Source organism: Acinetobacter sp. 22301 (assembly GCF_052045285.1).
Lineage (GTDB): Bacteria > Pseudomonadota > Gammaproteobacteria > Pseudomonadales > Moraxellaceae > Acinetobacter > Acinetobacter pittii.
In genome coordinates, this window is sequence record NZ_JBQEOR010000013.1 from 1 (window position 1) to 20,818 (window position 20,818).

At 38.4% G+C, this 20,818-nt stretch carries 22 protein-coding genes and 1 rRNA gene; 10 read left to right on the forward strand and 13 right to left on the reverse strand.

Features of this window, described 5'->3' with window-relative positions; translation table 11 throughout:
• Positions 1 to 78, forward strand: a 5S ribosomal RNA gene (gene rrf, locus ACTJJH_RS15955); the annotation flags it as partial.
• A 123-nt stretch (positions 79 to 201) separates the two neighbouring features.
• On the forward strand, positions 202 to 1,200 hold the full coding sequence (gene cysK / locus ACTJJH_RS15960; protein ID WP_440601443.1) for a cysteine synthase A: 999 nt from the start codon (positions 202 to 204) through the stop codon (positions 1,198 to 1,200).
• 56 nt (positions 1,201 to 1,256) lie between these two features.
• Here the strand turns inward: cysK and ACTJJH_RS15965 are convergent, their stop codons facing one another.
• From ACTJJH_RS15965 to ACTJJH_RS15980, 4 genes are all read right to left on the reverse strand, one after another.
• On the reverse strand, positions 1,257 to 1,865 hold the full coding sequence (locus ACTJJH_RS15965; protein ID WP_014208138.1) for a lytic transglycosylase domain-containing protein: 609 nt from the start codon (positions 1,863 to 1,865) through the stop codon (positions 1,257 to 1,259).
• Positions 1,866 to 2,145: 280 nt separating this feature from the next.
• Positions 2,146 to 2,379 (reverse strand): DUF2798 domain-containing protein, encoded by a 234-nt coding sequence (locus ACTJJH_RS15970; protein WP_039764039.1) that lies wholly within the window; start codon positions 2,377 to 2,379, stop codon positions 2,146 to 2,148.
• Positions 2,380 to 2,383: 4 nt separating this feature from the next.
• Complete coding sequence (locus tag ACTJJH_RS15975; protein WP_005803991.1) at positions 2,384 to 2,950, reverse strand: flavodoxin family protein; 567 nt, start codon at positions 2,948 to 2,950, stop codon at positions 2,384 to 2,386.
• 16 nt (positions 2,951 to 2,966) lie between these two features.
• Positions 2,967 to 3,452 (reverse strand): DUF2938 domain-containing protein, encoded by a 486-nt coding sequence (locus ACTJJH_RS15980; protein WP_005803994.1) that lies wholly within the window; start codon positions 3,450 to 3,452, stop codon positions 2,967 to 2,969.
• 81 nt (positions 3,453 to 3,533) lie between these two features.
• On the opposite strand from ACTJJH_RS15980, the gene ACTJJH_RS15985 reads away from it, so the two are divergent.
• The 4 genes from ACTJJH_RS15985 to ACTJJH_RS16000 all read left to right on the forward strand — a co-directional run bounded on the left by ACTJJH_RS15985 (position 3,534) and on the right by ACTJJH_RS16000 (position 8,752).
• Positions 3,534 to 3,938, forward strand: a complete 405-nt coding sequence (locus tag ACTJJH_RS15985; protein WP_000350995.1) for a helix-turn-helix domain-containing protein — start codon at positions 3,534 to 3,536, stop codon at positions 3,936 to 3,938.
• 150 nt (positions 3,939 to 4,088) lie between these two features.
• On the forward strand, positions 4,089 to 5,348 hold the full coding sequence (locus ACTJJH_RS15990; protein WP_372549275.1) for an esterase-like activity of phytase family protein: 1,260 nt from the start codon (positions 4,089 to 4,091) through the stop codon (positions 5,346 to 5,348).
• Positions 5,349 to 5,560: 212 nt separating this feature from the next.
• Positions 5,561 to 7,939, forward strand: coding sequence for a YgiQ family radical SAM protein (locus ACTJJH_RS15995; RefSeq protein ID WP_202724766.1), 2,379 nt, complete (start codon positions 5,561 to 5,563; stop codon positions 7,937 to 7,939).
• A 312-nt stretch (positions 7,940 to 8,251) separates the two neighbouring features.
• Positions 8,252 to 8,752: a DUF2726 domain-containing protein gene (locus tag ACTJJH_RS16000; protein ID WP_017385843.1), complete on the forward strand. Its 501-nt coding sequence runs from the start codon at positions 8,252 to 8,254 to the stop codon at positions 8,750 to 8,752.
• 147 nt (positions 8,753 to 8,899) lie between these two features.
• Here ACTJJH_RS16000 and ACTJJH_RS16005 read toward each other — a convergent pair whose 3' ends face one another.
• From ACTJJH_RS16005 to creB, 5 genes are all read right to left on the reverse strand, one after another.
• The gene (locus ACTJJH_RS16005; RefSeq protein ID WP_014208144.1) at positions 8,900 to 9,253 is read right to left on the reverse strand and encodes a RidA family protein; all 354 of its coding nucleotides are present in this window, start codon (positions 9,251 to 9,253) and stop codon (positions 8,900 to 8,902) included.
• A 75-nt stretch (positions 9,254 to 9,328) separates the two neighbouring features.
• Positions 9,329 to 9,532 (reverse strand): hypothetical protein, encoded by a 204-nt coding sequence (locus tag ACTJJH_RS16010; RefSeq protein ID WP_046812250.1) that lies wholly within the window; start codon positions 9,530 to 9,532, stop codon positions 9,329 to 9,331.
• A 47-nt stretch (positions 9,533 to 9,579) separates the two neighbouring features.
• Entirely contained in the window at positions 9,580 to 10,983 is a 1,404-nt protein-coding gene (creD, locus tag ACTJJH_RS16015) for a cell envelope integrity protein CreD (protein WP_130174264.1), read from the reverse strand.
• Positions 10,984 to 11,058: 75 nt separating this feature from the next.
• The gene (gene creC / locus ACTJJH_RS16020) at positions 11,059 to 12,525 is read right to left on the reverse strand and encodes a two-component system sensor histidine kinase CreC (protein ID WP_068930534.1); all 1,467 of its coding nucleotides are present in this window, start codon (positions 12,523 to 12,525) and stop codon (positions 11,059 to 11,061) included.
• Positions 12,526 to 12,528: 3 nt separating this feature from the next.
• Positions 12,529 to 13,251, reverse strand: a complete 723-nt coding sequence (gene creB, locus ACTJJH_RS16025; protein WP_081313904.1) for a two-component system response regulator CreB — start codon at positions 13,249 to 13,251, stop codon at positions 12,529 to 12,531.
• A gap of 177 nt (positions 13,252 to 13,428) precedes the next feature.
• Between creB and ACTJJH_RS16030 the strand changes: the two genes are divergently transcribed.
• Positions 13,429 to 13,545, forward strand: coding sequence for a hypothetical protein (locus tag ACTJJH_RS16030; RefSeq protein WP_080759734.1), 117 nt, complete (start codon positions 13,429 to 13,431; stop codon positions 13,543 to 13,545).
• Positions 13,546 to 13,549: 4 nt separating this feature from the next.
• On the opposite strand, the gene dinB is transcribed toward ACTJJH_RS16030, so the two are convergent.
• The 4 genes from dinB to ACTJJH_RS16050 form a co-directional block, all read right to left on the reverse strand.
• Positions 13,550 to 14,605 (reverse strand): DNA polymerase IV, encoded by a 1,056-nt coding sequence (dinB, locus tag ACTJJH_RS16035; RefSeq protein WP_060466406.1) that lies wholly within the window; start codon positions 14,603 to 14,605, stop codon positions 13,550 to 13,552.
• A 1-nt stretch (position 14,606) separates the two neighbouring features.
• Positions 14,607 to 15,365, reverse strand: coding sequence for a glycoside hydrolase family 25 protein (locus ACTJJH_RS16040; protein ID WP_161283102.1), 759 nt, complete (start codon positions 15,363 to 15,365; stop codon positions 14,607 to 14,609).
• A gap of 76 nt (positions 15,366 to 15,441) precedes the next feature.
• Positions 15,442 to 16,833: a multidrug transporter subunit MdtD gene (gene mdtD / locus ACTJJH_RS16045; RefSeq protein ID WP_262729117.1), complete on the reverse strand. Its 1,392-nt coding sequence runs from the start codon at positions 16,831 to 16,833 to the stop codon at positions 15,442 to 15,444.
• A 171-nt stretch (positions 16,834 to 17,004) separates the two neighbouring features.
• Complete coding sequence (locus ACTJJH_RS16050; protein ID WP_002121666.1) at positions 17,005 to 17,628, reverse strand: TIGR00730 family Rossman fold protein; 624 nt, start codon at positions 17,626 to 17,628, stop codon at positions 17,005 to 17,007.
• Positions 17,629 to 17,954: 326 nt separating this feature from the next.
• On the opposite strand from ACTJJH_RS16050, the gene ACTJJH_RS16055 reads away from it, so the two are divergent.
• From ACTJJH_RS16055 to ACTJJH_RS16065, 3 genes are all read left to right on the forward strand, one after another.
• The gene (locus ACTJJH_RS16055; RefSeq protein ID WP_440601444.1) at positions 17,955 to 19,544 is read left to right on the forward strand and encodes a TerC family protein; all 1,590 of its coding nucleotides are present in this window, start codon (positions 17,955 to 17,957) and stop codon (positions 19,542 to 19,544) included.
• Between the two features lie 71 nt (positions 19,545 to 19,615).
• A complete protein-coding gene (locus tag ACTJJH_RS16060) occupies positions 19,616 to 20,083 on the forward strand; it encodes a YchJ family protein (RefSeq protein ID WP_262729115.1) in 468 nt (155 codons plus the stop codon).
• A gap of 45 nt (positions 20,084 to 20,128) precedes the next feature.
• Positions 20,129 to 20,773, forward strand: coding sequence for a trimeric intracellular cation channel family protein (locus ACTJJH_RS16065; protein ID WP_002121256.1), 645 nt, complete (start codon positions 20,129 to 20,131; stop codon positions 20,771 to 20,773).
• The last annotated feature ends 45 nt before the right edge of the window (positions 20,774 to 20,818 follow it).

Consider the following 20,818-nt stretch of genomic DNA (forward strand, 5'->3'; position numbering starts at 1 on the left):
TCCCGAACTCAGAAGTGAAACCTCTTAGCGCTGATGGTAGTGTGGGGTTACCCATGTGAGAGTAAGTCATCGCCAGCTCATTATTCTAAACACCCCCGTTCGCAAGAGTGGGGGTGTTTTTTATTGCGTGGAATTTGTATCGTCAATTCTTTATATGATTATAATGGAAGAAATTCATATCAAATCTAATAAGGATATAACATGTCTACCGATCAACAATTCCCAATACCCAATAATTTAGGTATCGCAGTTTATTCAAATAATGCAGAAGCTATTGGTAATACTCCTTTAGTTCGTATCAACCGTTTAATTAAAACTGGTGCAACTGTATTAGCGAAAGTAGAAAGTCGTAATCCTGCCTTTTCTGTGAAATGCCGTATTGGGGCTGCACTTATTGCAGATGCAGAAAAAAGAGGTGTGTTGAAAGAAGGCATGCATATAGTTGAACCAACTAGTGGTAATACAGGGATTGCATTGGCTTTTGTTGCGGCGGCGAAGGGGTATCCAATTACTTTGACTATGCCAGCCAGCATGAGTCTTGAACGTAGAAAAGTATTAAAAGCTTTAGGTGCTAATTTAGTTCTAACCGAACCGGCGAAAGGGATGAAAGGTGCAGTTGATGAAGCGGTACGATTAGCAACTGAGCATCCAGATGTTTATTTTTTACCTCAACAATTCGAAAACCCAGCCAATCCACAAATTCATGTGGAAACAACTGGCCCAGAAATTTGGCAAGCAACAGGTGGGCAGGTTGATATTTTAGTTGCTGGCGTAGGTACTGGAGGTACGATAACGGGTATTTCTCGTTATTTTGAACAGGTCCAAAATAAGCCATTGTACTCAGTAGCAGTTGAACCTGCTGAGTCTCCAATTATTACTCAAATTAAAAATGGTGAAAGTATTACGCCTGCACCTCATAAAATTCAGGGGATTGGTGCAAACTTTATTCCAAAAAATCTTGATTTGGATTTGGTTGATGAAGTCTTACCAGTGAATAGTGAAGAAGCAATTCAATGGGCGAGAAACTGTGCAACTCAAGAAGGTATTTTGGTAGGTATCTCAAGTGGAGCTGCCTTGGCTGCTGCAGCTAAAATTGCAGAGCGTCCTGAAAATGCTGGTAAAACAATAGTTGTTATTCTTCCTGATAGCGGAGAACGTTATTTATCTTCTGTTTTATTTGAAGGTTTATTTGACGAATAAAATTAACTATGTAAAAAAGCCCATTAATAGATGGGCTTTTTTTATTTGATCTTAATTTATAATGCACTTTTTAAAGTTTTCTGATGACGTTTCACAGATCGAGCATATTTTTTTGCTTTGTGTCGTGTCCAGAAGCTTCGCTCATATCCAGTTGGTCCCACATTATAATAAGCTGTTGCCTTGAACCAACTATCAGCTGACTGATAATAGTGATTTAAGATATAAGCACCACATTGAATATTAGTGGTTTCATCATATAAATTCCCCGCACAAGTTTGTTGCCAATAACTTGGAATAATTTGAGTTAAACCGACGGCGCCAGTAGGAGAGCGAGCATTACTATTGTAACTAGACTCTTGCCTGATGACTGCTGCGAGTAAAAGAGGGGGGACATTATATTGGTCAGCACTTTGAATAATCATTGGAGATAGCCGATTGGCTGTGCTCGCTGGAACAGAATAAGCTTTTTGTAAGCCAGACGAGAGTTTATTTGAGCGCCAAGAAAATGAACCACTATTCGGCCCTAAGCTTGTACACCCTGTCATTATTGTCATCAATGCAATAATAAAAAATTTGAGGCTAAGGCGGTGTAATTCTGATGGTTCAAAATGATCTTGAGCTAAAGATGAGGTAAGCAAAATACAAAACCAATAATCAAATTTCAAATGAAATGATGGTATTCAGCCGTACTTATCGGATCAATATAAGTTCTGTTGCTCAGCACATCTAGAAAGTAAGAATTTTGTATAATTAAAATGAAAAAACCCCGACATCCTGTCGAGGTTTCTTCGTATTCAGCTTTATGTAGTTAACTCCTGTCAACTACCGCTTCCTGCGTTCTTATTCTTCTTCAATGAGACATCCTGTCTCTCTATGATTTATATACTATGAAAAAATACTAAAGCTGAATATCCGCAAATCACCGCAAGTTTTGTACGTTTTAACTTACAGGCGTATTTTTTCAACTTTCTTAAATATGATGTCGACTAATTTCTGGGCTATAGGAGCACAAATTAATACACTTGGGAAAGCTAATATCCATGCAATGATCCAAGTCGATAACCATAATGAAATAAAGTGATGATTTAGCCCTACAGCCTTGAAAGTTGAAATACCTGAAACTATAAAAGACATCATTCCTGATAAAATTAAGAGGAATAAAAGTTTCTGTGCTTTCATGGCCTTATATTCCTTGATAAGCATTTAAGGTCAATGCAAAATTTTCTCCAAATTGTTGAGCAGTTTTAATATCTCCTTCATCAAAACCATCTGCATTACTGCCATGTTCAGCTTGAGCCATTAAGCCTGACCATGAACCGAGACGGTTGGCTGCTTGCGTATAAGGAATGCCTTTGTGCTGTTCAGGCATGATTGGATTACCGACCCATAACATGCCGTGTTGCATACAAAAGGTGAAAATCGAAATTAACGTCGATTGTTTATCACCAGCAGGAAGGGAGGAAACGGTAAATCCAGCCGCTAATTTTCCTTTAAAACTTTGTTTTTTCCATAATGGACCAGTTGCATCCATGAGTTGTTTTAATTTGGAAGATACACCACCTAAATAAGTGGGGGAGCCCCAAATTAAGCCGTCATATTGGATAAGAATTTCTGGGCTGTTGATAATATCTTCGGCATTGAGTAAATCTGCTCTCATATTTTTATGGCTCAAAATACCAGTTTGAATTTGCTGAGCAATAAATTGGGTGTGACCTTGGCGACTATGGTAAATAATGGCAACAGTTTTCATGGAAATTTCCCTTTATTTAAATTTGAAATAGTTTTGCAGTGAGATATAAACCACAGCCAAAAACACTATGGTTCAGCAAACTTTTCAGACAGTTCAAAAAAGGATGAGGTGTTTTTGATGAGGCAAAACCACTACCCATAGCTGGTTGCATAATAAAAAAAGGAATGAGAACGGTGATCAAACCAAACAGTAGTGCTGAGTAAAACTGAGGGTGGTCGAGCCAAGTCGAACCTACAATGAAGAGAAAGCTCAATGCAAAGATAATCCCGACACTATAGTGAGCAATCCAGCCTAATAAATATTCCCCCTTTATTGGGGTACTTTTAGCAATAGATTGATGGACGAGTTTTCCTTGAAATATCCAGCCCACCCAACGTCCAAGAAAGGCAAAGTTTAAAGTCGGGGCCTTAAATATTTTTAGTATTAACAGCCATATATCCATAACGATGGTTGCACCAATACCAAGACATAAAGCTTGAAAGAACAGAGTGGATGTATTCATTTTTACACCTTGCTTTTATACGTATGAAACGTGATAAATTTATTGTGCAAATTAAAGTTCACTTGAAGTCAAGAGGGTATTATGGATATTGGTGAAGTCGCTAAGAAGGCAAAAGTCACAACGGCTACCCTACGCTTTTATGAAGAGAAAGGATTAATTAAATCGATAGGGCGGCAAGGCTTACGTCGACAATATGGCAAACAAGTAATTGATCAACTGGCATTAATTGCTTTAGGTCGTGCTGCAGGATTTTCTTTAAATGAAATTGCCACAATGTTTGGGCAAGATGGTAAGCCTGATCTTGACCGTCAAAAACTAAAAGATAAAGCTGAACAATTAGAGCAAATGGCAAAGCGATTGCATTTTATCAGCCAGGGATTAGAACACGCTGCTGTATGTCCTGCTGAAAATCATATGGAATGTCCAACTTTCCAAAAATTTTTAAAAGCAGCAATTGCTGGAGAATATCAGCCAACAAAACTTTAAGCAGTTTTTAGCGAAGAGGTCTAATTTTTGAAGTTGTATTAAATAGTTGGTCTTGTCATATTTTCGCCATAAAGATTTCATCTTTTTGAAGTAAAAACTTCATATAAGCTTGATTAAATTTGCTTAATTTTTTATCAACTGTATAAAACCATGAGCAAAAAAACATTAGCGGTATTATTATGCTGTGCCAGTTTAGGATTGGCGGCATGTAATGATGATAACGACCAAGAACAAACTTCACCTACTGAAAACGTTACCGAACCAACCTTAATTTCTTTTGCTAAATTACCTGTAGAAACTTATGCTGCTGGTCCAGACTCTGGTGCATATGTGAAAGGTGCAAATGGAATTTATCCTCCATTTAAAGGTCAACCTGTACAAGGCTTTTCTGCTGCATTAAAAAATGAAGATGGCAGTTATATGGCAATGGCCGATAATGGTTTTGGCACTCAAGATAATTCATCAGACTTTTTACTTCGTATTTATAAAATAAAGCCTGATTTCAAAACTAAAACTAAAGGCACCAGTCAAGTTACTGTACAAAGTTTTATCCAATTGCGTGATCCGAATAAATTAATTCCATTTAATATCATCAATGGTAATACACCTGAGCGTTTATTAACGGGTGCTGATTTTGACCCAGAGTCGATGCAGCGTACTAGTGACGGGACCTACTGGATTGGAGATGAATTTGGTCCATATTTACTCCATTTCTCAGCAGATGGCGTGTTATTAGATGCACCGATTGCTCTGCCAAATCCGTTAAATCCGACTCAAGAATTACGTTCACCACAAAATCAGTTTAATAAAGCACAAATTAATTTTGTAGAACCTCTAGTTCAACAAAGTGGTGGTTTTGAAGGAATGGCGATTTCGCCAGATGGGCAGTATCTTTATCCGCTTATAGAAAAGCCAATTAAATCAATTCGGGAAACGGAAAGACAGTTGCTGATTTCGCAATTTGATGTGAAGAAAAAAGTGTATACAGGAAAATATTATTGGTTCCAGTTAGATAGTAAGGCAACCAATATTGGTGATTTCCAACTCTTTAATGATAAAGAAGGCATTATTATTGAACGTGATGCCACGCAGAATAATTTAGGCGGTTATAAAAAATTAATTCGTATTAAATTAAATGAGTCAGGCCAGCTAGTCAGCCGCGAAGACTTAGTCGATTTAATTAAAATTGCTAACCCGAATATGCTGTATGGCACAGCTAGAGCAGAGGATATTGGTACGGGGCAGGTTTTTGCTTTTCCATTTGAGACGATTGAAGATGTGATTATTGAAAATGGTACAACGCTGACGGTTTTCAATGATAATAACTTCCCTGGTTCGACAGGACGTAACGCAAAACTGGCTGACGATAACGAGATTATTCAAATTCGTTTGCCAAAAGCTTTGTTCTAAGCTTTATAAATAAAAATTAAAACTGCGGCGGATTTTGGTCCGCCGTATTTATTACAAGAATAAAATATTGAGTAAAGTTTAATCAAATTAATTTCTATATCGTTGTTTTCGCATGTTTTATAAACAGGGAAAATGAATGAAATTCATGTTAAAATGATCGGCTTTCATCTTTAGATGTCTCTCCTTCATCTGCTAGCCGAGATTCGCAAGCCATGTCTACTGCCTACACCATGCAAACTGCGCCCAAAGCGCTGTTTGATTACGACAAATATTGGGCGTCGTGTTTTGAACCAGCGCCATTTTTGCCGATGTCACGAGAAGAAATGGACCAACTCGGCTGGGATGCGTGTGACTTTATTTTAGTCTGTGGTGATGCTTATATTGACCACCCATCATTTGTATCGGGTGTGATTGGACGTGTGCTTGAGGCACAAGGTTTCCGTGTCGGAATTATTGCGCAGCCAGACTGGACTAATGTTGAAAGCTTCCGCGTTTTAGGTAAGCCAACGATTGCTTGGGGTGTAACCGCAGGCAATATGGATTCGATGATTAACCGTTATACGGCAGATCGTAAAATCCGTTCGGATGATGCATATTCTCCAAACAATGAACCGAATAAACGTCCTGACCGCGCAGCAACAGTTTATTGCCAACGTTGTCGAGAAGCATTCCCTGATGTACCTGTGTTATTGGGTGGTATTGAAGGCAGTTTACGCCGTATCGCACACTACGATTATTGGTCAGATAAAGTCCGTCGTTCGATTTTAATGGACTCAAAAGCCGATTTGCTCATGTATGGTAATGGTGAGCGTGCCATTATTGATGTAATGCATCGTTTGGCTAAAGGTGAGAAAATCCACGAGATTACAGATGTTCGTGGTACGGCATTTATTATTAATAAACATAACAAAGCATCAAAAGCAAAGTTTGTTGAAGTTGCGAGTAATGATGTAGATACGGTTGGGCGTGTTGATCCAATTATTAACCCATATGTCATGACAGAAGATATTGATGGCTGTGAGGTTGAAAAAGAAAAGGGTAACTCTTTAGCTCAGTATCAAAATTTCCAAAAAGAGATTGTTGCAAATCCGATTGTGCGTGAAGGCGACAAACTTGATGACGATACTCAAATCGTTCAATTAAAGCCGGCACCGTCAAAAGCGATTAAACACAAATTGCCACCACGAGAGTTGGCGGTTATTCGCTTGCCTTCTTTTGAAGAAGTGGCAAAGGATCAAGTGCTTTACGCACATGCAAACCGTATTTTGCACCTTGAAACTAATCCAGGTAATGCTCGTGCGTTGGTGCAACGCCATGGTGAACGTGATGTGTGGATTAACCCACCTCCAATTCCTCTAACTACAGAAGAAATGGACTATGTGTTTGATCTTCCATATGCACGTTTGCCACATCCTACTTATGGTGATGCGCGTTTCCCTGCATTTGATATGATCAAATTTTCGGTCAACATTATGCGTGGCTGTTTTGGCGGCTGTACATTCTGTTCGATTACAGAACATGAAGGTCGTATTATTCAAAACCGTTCGGAAGATTCGATCTTACGTGAGATTGAAAAAATCCGTGATACTGCACCAAACTTCACTGGTATTATTTCAGATTTAGGTGGCCCAACAGCAAACATGTACCGTTTGCACTGTAAAGACCCAGAAATTGAGAAGAACTGCCGTAAACCTTCTTGTGTTTATCCGGGTGTTTGTCAAAACTTACATACCGATCACGCGCCTTTAGTGCAGCTTTATCGTAAAGCACGTGCAATTAAAGGTGTGAAGAAGATTCTGATTGGTTCAGGTTTGCGCTATGACCTTGCTGTATTGAACCCTGAATATGTCAAAGAGTTGGTACAACATCACGTTGGTGGTTATTTAAAAATTGCTCCTGAACATACCGAACAAGGCCCGTTATCTAAAATGATGAAACCGGGTATTGGTACGTATGATCGTTTCAAACAAATGTTTGACCGTTTCAGTAAAGAGGCAGGAAAAGAGCAATATTTAATTCCTTACTTTATTGCTGCGCATCCGGGTACTTCAGATTATGACATGATGCATCTTGCAATTTGGTTGAAAAAGAATGGTTTCCGTGCCGATCAGGTACAGACTTTCTATCCATCACCAATGGCAACGGCAACAACCATGTATTATTCGGGTAAAAACCCGCTTGCTAAAGTAGCTCGATATACTGAAAAAGTTGATATTGTAAAAGGTGAAAAACGCCGTCGTCTGCATAAAGCATTCTTGCGTTATCATGATCCAAACAACTGGCCATTACTTCGTGAGGCCCTAAAAGAGATGGGTCGCGCAGATTTAATTGGTAATTCGAAGCAGCATTTAATTCCGACTTATCAGCCAAAAGGCACAGAAGGGGAATATAAGTCTGCTCGCAAGAAGAATTCGTCTACAGCAGGCGATTCAGTTAAACGAAATAATCAGCAAACGAATAATCATTCGAATCAGAAGCGTCCACAAAAAGGACAGGTTCTAACGCAACATAATGGTTTACCTCCTCGTGAAACCGGAGAAAAAAGACCGTTTGGTGGGAAAAGTAAACCTAAATCTAAAGTTCGTGGATAATGATAAAACAGGCTCTTAAATAGAGCCTGTTTTGTTTTTTATGACTCTATTTAAATCGTATAATGAGATTTTTGAGGATTTAAAGTACAAAAAACGTAACGAATAATGATAAATAGCCAAAATCTGACGAGCTGCACTTGATTGTTATTGATTCTATGATTATAAATAATGTGAGGGTGGATAAATTTAAGCCAAGCTTGATAACTACAAGTGAAATTACTAAGTGAACCTTTTAAAAACGGCTGTGTCGTTATCAATTAAAACAAAGCGTGATCTAGCAAAATCATTATAAAAAACTTAAAGGATGGACCCATGTACTATTTAATTACGATCTTATTATTATTTTTGGTTGTTGTTATGGCAGTGAAAAGTCTGTCACGAAGGCATCAACATGATAGTGCTTTAAAGCGCCGTGCAGTGTTAACTAGCCATGAGCAAATGACCTTAACCAGACTACAAACTGTTTTGCCCAAATTTACAGTATTAGCGCATGTATCTTTTGATGCACTTCTAACTACAAAATACGCGCATACACGTCGTAAATATCAAAATATGTCAGCTGATTTTGTTGTGCTTGATCAAAATTATCAGGTAGTTGTAGTTGTTGTTCTAGGGGAAAACGGTTTACGCCGAGCCCATCAACAATACGAGCGTCGCCTATTACAATTGGCTGGCTATCGTGTTCTTCATTATAGTAGTGTGCCTGATTATCATGACCTAAGAAGAGATTTATTGAGTCCTGAATCAGAGTTAGCAACTTTGCATGCGACACCCCAGCTAGAAAGAATGTCAAACGCTTTTGTGAAGCCTTAAAAATTCGACATTAGCAGAATTGATTTGAAAGCTCATTTAAGAAGATTTGAATAAAATGCTGAAATTCAAAATTTTAAAATTACTAAAAAATTGAGCAATATCACCCCAGATATTGCTCAATTTTATGTAGGTTTATAATTATAAAAATTATGGAAGTACCGCAACAACCGTCATTTCTACAAGTACATCTGGTGCGTAGAGTTTTGATTCTACACATGTACGTGCTGGTGGATGTCCTTCGCTAATCCATGCATCCCAAACAGCATTCATTGCTGCATAATCTTTTTCGATATCTTTTAGGAAAATCATGACAGAAAGAATATGGGTTTTATCTGTTCCAGCTTCTGCCAATAGACGGTCAATATTATCTAAAGTTTGTTGAGTCTGCCCTGTGACATCTGCGCTTGTATCATCTGCGAGTTGCCCAGCTAGGTGTACCAAATTACCTGAAATCGCAACTTCGCAGTAGCGTGAAGTAACGTGTAAACGCTGCACAGACATAAGTTTTACCTGATATAAAAACGATAGAAAAGATTGTACTTGATACAATTCTAATGCAGTGTAAATTTCTTTAAATTAGGCTGAAAAAGTTTCTATTTCCATTAATTTACGCTGTTTGAAAATAAGAATAGAGCGGTATTGTGGGCAAACAATAATATTACCTAAATTTAAAAATTGGATTTTGGCGCGCCGAAGCTGATTCAAGCAAGCTGCAACGGAGCTTTGATTTGGACACAATTGTTTGAGTTGATTTAAAGCTGATTTGGTCGTTTTATACATGTTAAAATCCTAATTTTAATATAAAAATTTAACTTTATCTGATAGATTTAGATGCGCTGTTGTTCAGACTGATACCAATTAACATGGCGTGTTATGTACATGACACATGCAATTAGTATGAACGAGAGAATAGAGCCAAAAAGGAAGGTCTTGCCGCTGGATTGTAGTAATAGATACATCATGCCGTATAAAGCACTGAGCAAAACACCGAAGAGTATGGCGGCTTTAAAACCTTGAACGACGAAGTATAAATACCAAGTAATCAACCCAATACATGCAACTGCCGCAACGAGGTAGGCTAGGCCAAAAGCATAATATTCACTTATAGATAGAAGCAAAACAAAGAATACACCTTGTGCCATAGCCACCAGAGCGTACTGAATAGGATGAATTTTAAGACTTTTCAAAACTTCAAATAAGAAGAAGCAACCAAAGGTAATAATGATCACCATAATGCCATATTTGATGGCACGATCAGTTTGGGTATAAATATTAACGGGTTCTAAAAACTGCGTTGAAATACCAGAAATGTTGTTTGAAGATGTATCTGAAGCAGCATAACCAGAGTCAACATCACTGATCAGATTGCTTTGAGTATTTACAGCTTGGTAAAAACACTGACTATTTGCACAGGTTGAGAGACGATCTAAATTACGTTTACCTAAAGCAATATTTTTCCAGTCAGCTTCAAAGAATTGTTTTTTGCTCAGTTTCTTAAAAGGCAAACTTTGACCATCGTATTTGACATCTCCCCAATTGCCTTTAGCTTGATAGGTCATCTCGTAACTGGTTGGAACAAAGGCAAATTCGCTTAAACCTTCTAAATCAAATTGCAGACTAAAGCTAAAACCTTTTTGCAATTTTAGGATCAGTTCAGGATATTGCTTGCTGGTGATATGAAGAAGATCAAAGCCATGTTGACCTTGGCTTTGCGCAGAAAAGTCAAATTTATAATTTTTTCCATCAATATTAAATGTTGGCTTGGCGTTTAGACCGCGAGCATCTTGGATAGGAAAAATGATTTCAGCTTGATCCCAAAGATAGTTGCGTTGTGATTCAAGCATTGTGCCTTTAAATACACCTTTACCTAACATGTGATTTTGATAGCTAATTGCTTTATACATATTGCGTTTGTAAGTGTTATCAGAAACTTTAAACTGAGCTTTCCAGTCCGTTGATTCTGCCCCTAGGGTGACAAATAATGTTTGGATACAAGCGTAAGTTTTCTTTTGCTCATCGGTACATATGGTTTGAACTTGATAAGGGATTTTTAAATATGGTGCGATCACTTGTTGGGGGCGAATTTGTTCTTTTGCAATGTCTTGAATTACTTGTTGTTGATAGCTTTGGCGTTCATCTACCAAGTTTGAAATAAAAAAGAGGCCAATATAAAAAATCAAAATTAGGAATAAAACCGCTCCTATTTTAAGATTGATAAAGTTTCTACGCATAGTGGATTCCATTGTCATTCTGATATGACCAGTGTCTCGAATCGATATGCGTTTTAAATGAGTTGCAGTTGAAGCTTATGTGAAGTTTTGATGAAGTAAAATTTTTACCAATACTCCCGATTTGTGTTGCTTTAAAAAATCCAAATAATTTTCAGGGATATTTTGAATAGTGATATGACCTTGATGCTGTTGGATAATCTGCTGCACGATACTTAGTCCGATACCTGTACTTCTTTGCTGGTTATGCGGACGTGGTAATGAAAAATAGGTTTCAAAGACACGATTTAAGGCATATTCAGGAATGGCTTCACCTTCATTGAATAACAGAATTTCAATGCCATCAGTGACAGTATTTTTCCTGACTTGAATGGTGAGAAGACCTTGTTCAGAGCAAAAGTCTCTTGCATTATCTAATAGATTATTGATGGCTTGTTTAAGCCAAAAGGGATCAGCATAAATTGTACAATCTTCAGGAAGATTCAGCTTTATTTGAATTTGTTTAATTTGAAAAATACTGTGTTGTTGAGTCAAACAATCTCGAATTAGTTTTAATAAATCAACATTTTGGAATTCTAAAACATGCTGATTCTTCTCTAGGCGTGTCAGCAACAGCATTCGTTCAATGAGAGATTGCAAGCGATGACTTTGCTCAACAATATGTGCAGCAAATTGTTGTTGATCTTCTAAGGGCAGATCATCTTGTAATAGTTCTGCACTGGCTTGAATCGCCGTGAGTGGACTTTTCAATTCATGGGTCAGAGTATTTACATAATTTTCGACATAAGCACGATCTTCTAGTTTCTCTCGCATTTCACTGAGCGCTTGAGTCACTTGGTTCAGCTCTTTTGCAGAATAGAAAAATGGAGCTTGATTGACAGGTGCTAGTGCTTGAGCATAACGACGTACTTTATCAATACTGTGTCTTAACCAATATGCCACCATGCTTGCAAGTAATAAGCTGAGTGCAGCGATCCACAGCGCTTGATAAATCAGTTGACGTTCTGCACGTGTAATATAAGGTTGCACGGATTGATTTGGCTTACCAATACTGACCACACCTATTAATTGGTGTTTGTAGATAATCGGCGCAGCGATATACATTACACTGCTGTTTCGGTCATAAGGTGTGGTTGCAGTAGAACGTGCACCGTACTTACCTTGTAGGGTTAAATAAACATCATTCCATTTTGAATAATCTTGCCCAATGGCTTGATCTTCTGAGTCATAGATTACTATGCCGTGCTGATCTGTTATATAAAGTTGTTGATTAATTTCATCTTTTTTATGCTGCCAAATTGTAGCATTCAGTTGGCGAGATAATGCTGCTTGAATTTTTTGATCAAATTCGGGCGTACTAACTTGTTTTTGTGCTACATCTTCTGCAATCAGTTGGGCAATAATATTGGCATTTTCAGCAAGTGTATCTTCGACCACTTGGCGGACATTTGGTTTGACCTGTTGGTTTAATGTATAAGCAATAAAGCTTAGGCTCAGTACCACCACTAAGCTAAAGAAAAACCAAATGCGGATAAAGATGGACATTGATTAACCTAACTTCACTAGACTGTATCCGAACCCTCGATGCGTCCGAATAGGATCATTATCAGGGGTAATTTGTTTTAGTTTTTGCCTTAAACTTTTGATATGCGTATCGACTGTGCGTTCTAAGCTATGCTCAGGATGTTCCCAAATATGATCCATTAATTGCTGACGGCTAAAGACTTGTTCAGGATGTTGAATCAACAAAAATAATAATCGATATTCATAACGTGTCAGTTGTAATGATTTTCCAAAATATTGAATTTGCAAAGATTGTGGTTTGCATGACCATATCGAGCATGGAGCAATTATTGCAGCCTGAGAGATTGGATTTTGACTTGAATTACTTTGTATTTGTACTTCCATTCTACGCCAAATGGCTTTAATTCTAGCCACAATTTCCCTTGCACTAAAAGGCTTTGTACAATAATCATCTGCGCCAATTTCCAAACCGACAACTCTATCAATTTCATCATCTCGTGCCGTAAGAAATAATAAAGGTGTTTGAGATTTTTGGCGTAGTTGTTTGCAGACTTCAAAGCCGTTAAGATCAGGTAAACCGATATCTAAAATAATAAAATCAAAAGCTTGTTCTGAAAGATATTGTAATGCTTGAGTCCCCGTATTTGCCCAACTGACATTCCAGCCTTCACGTTCAAGCGCATAACGTAGAGGAAGAATAATCGCAGCTTCATCTTCAATACATAAAATTTGTTTAGGACTCATCATGGTTAACTAATTAATATGTTGTAATTTTATTGAGTTAGTTTAACGGAAGATACGGTAGAGAAATGCTGTAATATTAATTTTTTATAATTCTTTATAAGATAAAGGGCACATTTGTGCCCTGCAATATTCGGATTTGGTCGTCACGCCAATCACAGGACGATATGCCGAAAGTAAAGGTTGCTTTGGCATGTTGCAAATACATGGGTAATGAATATGCGTGGATTAGGTTACTCTAAAGTTTTAGTAAAAGGGAGTCTATTTTGTTTAAAAGTTGCTCTTTTGAGTGAAAAGTAGTCAATTACCAGAGGTTAAGCTGGAAGTCATCAGCTTGGGTCTGTAATTGATAAACGCCTATACCAATCAGGCGAAACTGGAAATGTTCGGGAATCTGCATTTCATTTAACAATAAAAATAAAACTTGGATTAAGTCCTGTAGCGACTGGATCGGTCTTTTAAAGCTTTTACTATGTTGTAGAGTCTGAAAATTCTTGAGTTTAAGTTTGATATTCACACCACGTGCATTGAGCTGTTTTTTCTCTAGTGTTTGCCACACTTTTTCGGCTAATCCCTGCCAATAGGGTTGGCATTGAGCCAAAGTAAAATCACTGTCAAAAGTGGTCTCTTTCGAAATTTGTTGGCGAGCTCTTTCAGCTTGAACAGGTCTATGGTCAATGCCCTGAGCATATAGATAGAGTTGTTGTCCATATTTACCGAAGTGGTGAACCAAAATAGCTTCTTCAATTTTCTGTAAATCACCTAACGTATGTAGCTGAAGCTGTTGTAATTTTTCCTGAGTGACTTTACCCACGCCTGGAATCTTTTTAAGCGGAAGGTCTTGGATAAAAGTAGCAACTTGCGAAGGTTTGATTACACATAAGCCATTAGGTTTGTTCCAATCCGAAGCAATTTTTGCCAAAAACTTATTTGGTGCCACACCAGCTGATGCGGTCAATCCGGTTAATCTAAAAATATCTTCCCGAATATGCATGGCAACTTCAGTTGCACTCGCAATCTGTTTTAGGTTTTCAGTGACATCCAAATAGGCTTCATCTAAAGATAAAGGTTCAATAAGTAGCGTATATTGCTGAAAGATTGAGTGAATTTGAGCGGAAACCGTACGGTATTTTTCAAAATTTGGTTCAATAATGACAACTTGAGGACATAGTTTTCTTGCCTGACTCATCGACATGGCAGAACGCAAACCAAATTCACGGGCAGGATAGGAGGCAGCAGCAATCACAGCTCGCGGATGATGTGAAGAAATAACGACGGGAAGATGTTTTAGATCAGGACGCTCTCGCAATTCGACCGATGCATAGAAGGCATCCATATCGATATGAATGATTTTGCGCATATTATTGTGCTTTCACGATGCCTTGCTGCTGTAAAAATTGATGCCATTCTTTGACTGAACCCTCATAAACATTTAAGTCTACTGGTTTTGTCATGCCTTCAATTTTACCTTGATTACTATGTTGCCAAAAGAGCCATTTTCTTTTGTCTTTCAGCTCAGGTTTTCCTTCGTAATCTCTAACCCAAAGCGGTGTATTAGGAAAACTTCCTATTAATACAATGTGGTAAAAAGTTTTGGAAATATAAAAGATGGGCTGTTTGCCATAGTGCTGTTTTAAGCGGTCATGCATGATGCCTATTTCTTTAAGTAATTGTTCTTTGGTGTGCGTATTAATACAGTTACCGTCATATTCTAGATCGATAACAGGAGGAAGGGCATCGGCTTTGTTGGGTACAGCCGAAATAAAGTTATCTGCTTGCGTTTTACCATCACGGCATAGACGATAAAAGTGATAAGCGCCTACATGAAACCCATGTTCACGTGCCTTGAGCCAGTTTTCCTGAAATTTTGAATCTTTGTAATCGCCGCCTTCAGTCGCTTTTAAATAGACGAATTGGAATTTTTCCGGTGATATTTTTTTCCAGTTAATATCACCTTGATGATGAGAAACATCGAACCCTTGCACTGGGTAATCCTGCGCAATAGCTTTTTGTTGATAGAACAAACCAAAATAAGCTAAGACTCCCATAACACAAGCTAAGCCAATTCCGATTAGGGTATTGTGCTGTGATGTGAAAAAAGTTTTAGCCAGTTTGCTCATTCAAAACTCGTTAAAATTTGAAGTCGACATCATAGCGTGATTCGCGAGCGAGAAACCATGCTAAAAATGCAACCGCTTATACAGACGTATCCTTTGGAATTTGCCAGAAAATAAATGCAGTAATGACATTGATACAACCGAGACAAATGAGAGTGACATGAAACGCTGTTGTCACGTGGTCTGCACCATAATAATTAGTAAAAATATTAATGAGGGTACCTGCCAGTGCAACACCAATACTCATTGATAGCATCATGATCATCGACAAGAAACTATTACCGCTACTCGCATCTTGTTGAGGCAAGTCTTTCAAGGTTAATGTATTCATGCCAACAAATTGCAGTGAATTTAATGTGCCAAACAAGAAAAAGTGCAAGGCTCTAAACCAAGTTGGAGTATCGACGGTCATGATGGCAAAAGAGGCAATACATAGCCCAACTAATGTTGTGTTAATGAGTAAAAAACGTCGATAGCCAATTTTTTGAATAATAGGCCTGACAATTGGCTTTGAAAATAATGAGCCCAATACCAAGGGAATCATCATTAAACCTGCTATGAAAGGTTCAAAGCCAAAAGCCACCTGTAGCATGAGCGGTAAAACAAAAGGTAAAGCATTACCTCCAAAGCGGGCAAAGAAATTACCTAAAATACCAATCGCATAAATTTTGTTTCTAAAGAGTCGGCTACGAAATAATGCATTTTGATGAGTATGTGAATGGTAGGCATACCATAGTGTTGCGATTATTCCGACGACTAATAATGAAATGCTAAACCATTTTGAATATTCAGGTGAGGCTAGATGTTCGATCCCTAAAGACCAGCCAATCATGGCCACGACTAATAAGATGAAGCCACCCAAATCAAATGTTTTGACTGAGGGTTCTTTTACATTTGGCATGACTTTTAGTGTCATTAGTATGCCAAGTATGCCCATAGGAATATTAATCAGGAAAATCCAATGCCAAGTTGCAACTTCAACCAACCATCCGCCCAAAGTTGGACCAGCCAAAGGTCCGAGTAAACCTGCAAGGCTCATTAAGCTCATCGCAGCTAAGAACTGAGTTCGAGGAATAATTTTTAAAAGTGATAATCGGCCAACAGGAAGTAGTAAGGCGCCGCCTATGCCTTGGATGACTCGGAAAAATAACAGCTGATTGAGACTCTGAGAAAGACCACAACCTAAAGAAGCCAGAGTAAAAATGACGATTGCCGACAAGAAAATATTTCTAACACCAAAGCGGTCTGCTAACCAGCCACTTAGAGGAATACAGGCAGCAACCGATAATACATAGGCCACCACTACACTGTGCATGCGTAAAGGATCTTCATTTAGATGATGAGCCATTGCAGGAATAGCAGTATTTACAATGGTTGTGTCCAAGGCCTGCATAAAAAAGCCAATAGAAACCAAAAGAACGAGTAGTCGATATTCGGGTTGCAAGGCTTGGTGAGTCAGCGTGGCATTCATAACATTTTAAAATTAACGTTTTGGTCTAGTGTAAAACAAATTGAATTTAAAAGAAGTAAGCCAATGTTGAATACCCCTTTACTAAATCTAAGTTCTTTTGAAGGTAGAGGTGAAAATAGTTAAAACAAAAAAAGCGGCAGAACCGCTTTTTTAAATAGAGTAGGGGGACAACTAGACAACAAATCTTTTTGGCATTTTTAAGTTTTTAATGACGTTATAAATTTGGTTAACATCATCACATACAATTAATTTAGCTCGGTGCTGAAGGGGAAGGAAACCTTCTTGAACTGCATGATCTAATTGAGCAATAAGAGCGTTATAAAAGCCATTTACATTATATAAAATCATAGGCTTTTGATGTTGGTTGAGTTGGCCCCAAGTGGCTATTTCCAATATTTCTTCAAATGTTCCTAAACCACCTGGTAACGCAATAAATGCACTTGCGCGCTCTGCCATCATGGCTTTACGTTCATGCATGGTTTCTACGACATGTAATTCAGTTAGGCCTGCATGTGCGACTTCATAATCAAGCATAAATTCAGGGATCACACCGACAGCTTCTCCGCCGTTTGCGAGAACGCTCTCTGCGACTTGTCCCATTAAACCGATACTAGCACCGCCATAGACTAATCCAAAGCCTTGTTCAGCGATTCCATGAGCAAGTTCAATTGCTTTTTCTCGGTAGATTGGGTTATTTCCTGCACGTGAACCACAATATAATGCAATAAGAGGTTGTTTTGTTTTTACAGCTGTTATTGGTGAATCATTTACTGCCATTGTTAATACGCTATTCATTGTTTTATTTTTACCTTATCACGTTCATATTTCTTGTCTACAGTAAGCAAAAGATATGACAACTTTATAAGCAGATTTATAAGAAAGATTCATGTTTTGTATGGGTTTGGTGAATGCTGGTCATGAACAAATAAAAATGATGAATTTATGTTAAATCTTGCCTATACTAAAAATTCTTTTAACAACATATGAACAAATATGGGTAGTGGTTGTAGTCGCTCCGTTTTAATTTCTTGTCTTAAAAAAACATTTTCCCCCCTTTGTATAGGCGCGCCTGTTGTGTTGCCAAATAAAGATAAAATCCAAACAACACAGGAGCAGGATCGATGATCTTTGAATGGATGTCTGATCCCTCTGCGTGGGTGGGTTTAGCAACTTTAATCGTTCTTGAAATTGTATTGGGGATCGATAACCTCGTTTTTATCGCGATTTTGGCTGAGAAATTACCGCCAGAGCAACGAGCTAAAGCCCGTATAATCGGTTTGGTGCTCGCGTTAGGAATGCGTCTTGTACTCTTAGCCTCGATTGCTTGGGTTGTGACACTGACTGAGCCACTCTTCCATATTTTTGATCAACCATTTTCTGGTCGTGATTTGATTTTGTTATTCGGTGGTGTGTTCTTACTCTTTAAAGGCACCATGGAATTGCATGAACGGATGGAAGGGAAACAACTTCATAAAGAAGATAATCCTGTTCATGCTGCATTCTGGATGGTCATTGTCCAGATTGTTGTACTTGATGCGGTATTCTCACTAGACAGTGTGATTACAGCTGTAGGTATGGTGAAAGAGCTGTCAATCATGATGGTTGCGGTTGTGATTGCTGTCGGAATCATGTTGTGGGCATCAAAACCACTCATGGACTTTGTCAATAAACATCCAACAGTTGTCATTCTGTGTCTTGGCTTCTTGATGATGATCGGTTTCTCTTTGGTGGTGGAAGGCTTTGGTTTCCATATTCCGAAGGGCTATTTATATGCTGCAATTGGCTTCTCAGTTTTGGTGGAAGTTATCAATCAGAGCATGCGTCGCAATCAGGAAAAGCTAGTTACAACCACAGACTTGCGTTATCGCACAGCTTCTGCGGTTTTACGTATGTTAGGCAGCAAAAGCGCTGGTTCTTCAGACAATCAATCTTCTGATAAAGAAGATGTATTAGCGACGCAAGCTTTTGCTGATGAAGTTTTTGACGAAGAAAATGGCGCTTATCACAGTGTGCTGGTACAAGGTGTGCTTGGTTTATCAGAGCGTCCTGTAAAGTCTGTTATGACTCCACGCCCTGAACTTGAGTGGATTGACTTAGATGATGAGCCTGACGTTTTAAAAGAGCGTTTAATGTCGATGACACATTCTCGTTTGATCGTTGCACGCGGTGAACTTGATAATATTGAGGGTATTGCGCTTACGCATAAAGTTTTAAACAACTTTATTGAAACAGGGGTAATTGATTTCCAAAAGCATCTACGTGAACCTGTAATTGTGCATGAAAATGCTCAAGTGCTTATGGTGATGGAGCAATTGCGTCAAGCACCTTTACAAATGGCGATCGTATTAAATGAATATGGTTCAATCGAAGGTATTGCAACACCAATTGATATTTTAGAAGCAATTGCTGGTGAATTCCCAGATGAAGATGAGTTAGACGCTGCTGCTGAAAGCTTGGCAGATGGTTCATTAATGCTTGAAGGTTCGACTGACATTCGCCACGTATCACTTTTATTAGGTCGTGATCTCGTTGACGAAAGTGAACAGTATTCAACTTTGTCCGGCTATTTGTTGTTCCATTTAGGCCGTTTACCGGAAAATGGTGAAGCTGTTGAGGCAGATGGTTATCGCTTTGAAGTGATTACAATGGAAGGTCATAAAATTGAGAAAGTTCATATTGTTTCTATCGAGCAAGATGAATCAAAAGATTAAATGACGTTTGAAGTCTAGAAACATCATAAAATAGCTCAACTCTGAGCTATTTTTTATTTGAGAAATACCAAATGACCCAACAAACTTGTCCATGTGGAAAAGGCAGCTATACACAGTGTTGTGAGCCTTTGCATTTAGGCACAGCCAAAGCACTAACGGCAGAGCAGCTTATGCGTTCACGTTATAGCGCTTTCGCATTACAGCAAATTGATTATATTGTGCAAACGACTGCTTTAGGTCAGCAAACAACACTTGATAAAGATGCTATCGCAGAGTGGAGCAAACAAAATCAGTGGTTGGGTTTAGAGGTGGTTAACGCCAACGAAAAATTAGATAAAACCCATGCACAGGTTGAGTTCAAGGCTCATTATCATGATGGACAAAAAGCCCAAATTCATCATGAGGTTTCACATTTTGTTTATCACCAGCAAAAATGGTTTTTCCTCGACCCAACGGTCGATATGCAGGTCACCATGAAACAACCTTGTATATGTGGTTCAGGAAAAAAATTTAAGCAATGCTGTGCACAATTTCTGTAAGTTTATCTTAAAATACGCCCACTGTTTGGCCTGAGGGAAAGGGCGATGTTACTCACCGTTATTTATATTATTGCGATTACTGCGGAAGCCATGACAGGAGCATTATCTGCTGGTCGACGGAGTATGGACTGGTTCGGTGTCGTACTGATTGCCTGTGTGACTGCTTTAGGTGGTGGTTCGGTGCGAGATGTATTGCTTGGTCACTATCCTTTAACTTGGGTAAAACATCCTGAATACTTAGTTCTGACCTGCTGTGCTGCATTTGTCACGATTATTATTGCCAAATGGATGCGTCATTTACATAACATCTTTTTGGTGCTCGATGCTTTAGGCTTGATTGGTTTTACGATCATTGGTTGCCAGATTGCCTTACAAATGGGACATGGTTTTGTCGTCTCAGCAGTAGCTGGAGTGTTGACTGGAGTATCTGGTGGTATTTTACGTGATATTTTATGTAACGATGTCCCGTTCGTTTTCCGCCGTGAACTCTATGCGAGTATCTCTTTTGTGGCAGTCATCTGTTACTGGGTTTGTCAGGATTTAGGATTAAGCCTAGAGTTAACCGTTATTTCAACTTTAATTTTTGGCTTTACCTTACGTCTGATTGCAATCTATTTTGGCTTAGAAATGCCTAAATTTATTTATAAAGATGATGATGCAGAATCGGCTTCTTCAACTGACGAACATTAATCATGCAGAATTCGATGTGAGCATGCTATAACAATAAAATATATT

Bases quoted from the DNA above. Each gene is read 5' to 3' on its own strand.
- cysK (WP_440601443.1), top strand. From the start codon at position 202: ATGTCTACCGATCAACAATTCCCAATACCCAATAATTTAGGTATCGCA.
- creC (WP_068930534.1), bottom strand. From the start codon at position 12,525: ATGTCCATCTTTATCCGCATTTGGTTTTTCTTTAGCTTAGTGGTGGTA.
- ACTJJH_RS16005 (WP_014208144.1), bottom strand. From the start codon at position 9,253: ATGTCTGTGCAGCGTTTACACGTTACTTCACGCTACTGCGAAGTTGCG.
- ACTJJH_RS16060 (WP_262729115.1), top strand. From the start codon at position 19,616: ATGACCCAACAAACTTGTCCATGTGGAAAAGGCAGCTATACACAGTGT.
- dinB (WP_060466406.1), bottom strand. From the start codon at position 14,605: ATGCGCAAAATCATTCATATCGATATGGATGCCTTCTATGCATCGGTC.
- ACTJJH_RS15985 (WP_000350995.1), top strand. From the start codon at position 3,534: ATGGATATTGGTGAAGTCGCTAAGAAGGCAAAAGTCACAACGGCTACC.
- ACTJJH_RS16010 (WP_046812250.1), bottom strand. From the start codon at position 9,532: ATGTATAAAACGACCAAATCAGCTTTAAATCAACTCAAACAATTGTGT.
- creD (WP_130174264.1), bottom strand. From the start codon at position 10,983: ATGCGTAGAAACTTTATCAATCTTAAAATAGGAGCGGTTTTATTCCTA.
- mdtD (WP_262729117.1), bottom strand. From the start codon at position 16,833: ATGAATGCCACGCTGACTCACCAAGCCTTGCAACCCGAATATCGACTA.
- ACTJJH_RS16065 (WP_002121256.1), top strand. From the start codon at position 20,129: ATGTTACTCACCGTTATTTATATTATTGCGATTACTGCGGAAGCCATG.
- creB (WP_081313904.1), bottom strand. From the start codon at position 13,251: ATGATGAGTCCTAAACAAATTTTATGTATTGAAGATGAAGCTGCGATT.
- ACTJJH_RS16000 (WP_017385843.1), top strand. From the start codon at position 8,252: ATGTACTATTTAATTACGATCTTATTATTATTTTTGGTTGTTGTTATG.
- ACTJJH_RS15970 (WP_039764039.1), bottom strand. From the start codon at position 2,379: ATGAAAGCACAGAAACTTTTATTCCTCTTAATTTTATCAGGAATGATG.
- ACTJJH_RS15975 (WP_005803991.1), bottom strand. From the start codon at position 2,950: ATGAAAACTGTTGCCATTATTTACCATAGTCGCCAAGGTCACACCCAA.
- ACTJJH_RS16040 (WP_161283102.1), bottom strand. From the start codon at position 15,365: ATGAGCAAACTGGCTAAAACTTTTTTCACATCACAGCACAATACCCTA.
- ACTJJH_RS16055 (WP_440601444.1), top strand. From the start codon at position 17,955: ATGATCTTTGAATGGATGTCTGATCCCTCTGCGTGGGTGGGTTTAGCA.
- ACTJJH_RS16050 (WP_002121666.1), bottom strand. From the start codon at position 17,628: ATGAATAGCGTATTAACAATGGCAGTAAATGATTCACCAATAACAGCT.
- ACTJJH_RS15990 (WP_372549275.1), top strand. From the start codon at position 4,089: ATGAGCAAAAAAACATTAGCGGTATTATTATGCTGTGCCAGTTTAGGA.
- ACTJJH_RS15995 (WP_202724766.1), top strand. From the start codon at position 5,561: ATGTCTACTGCCTACACCATGCAAACTGCGCCCAAAGCGCTGTTTGAT.
- ACTJJH_RS15980 (WP_005803994.1), bottom strand. From the start codon at position 3,452: ATGAATACATCCACTCTGTTCTTTCAAGCTTTATGTCTTGGTATTGGT.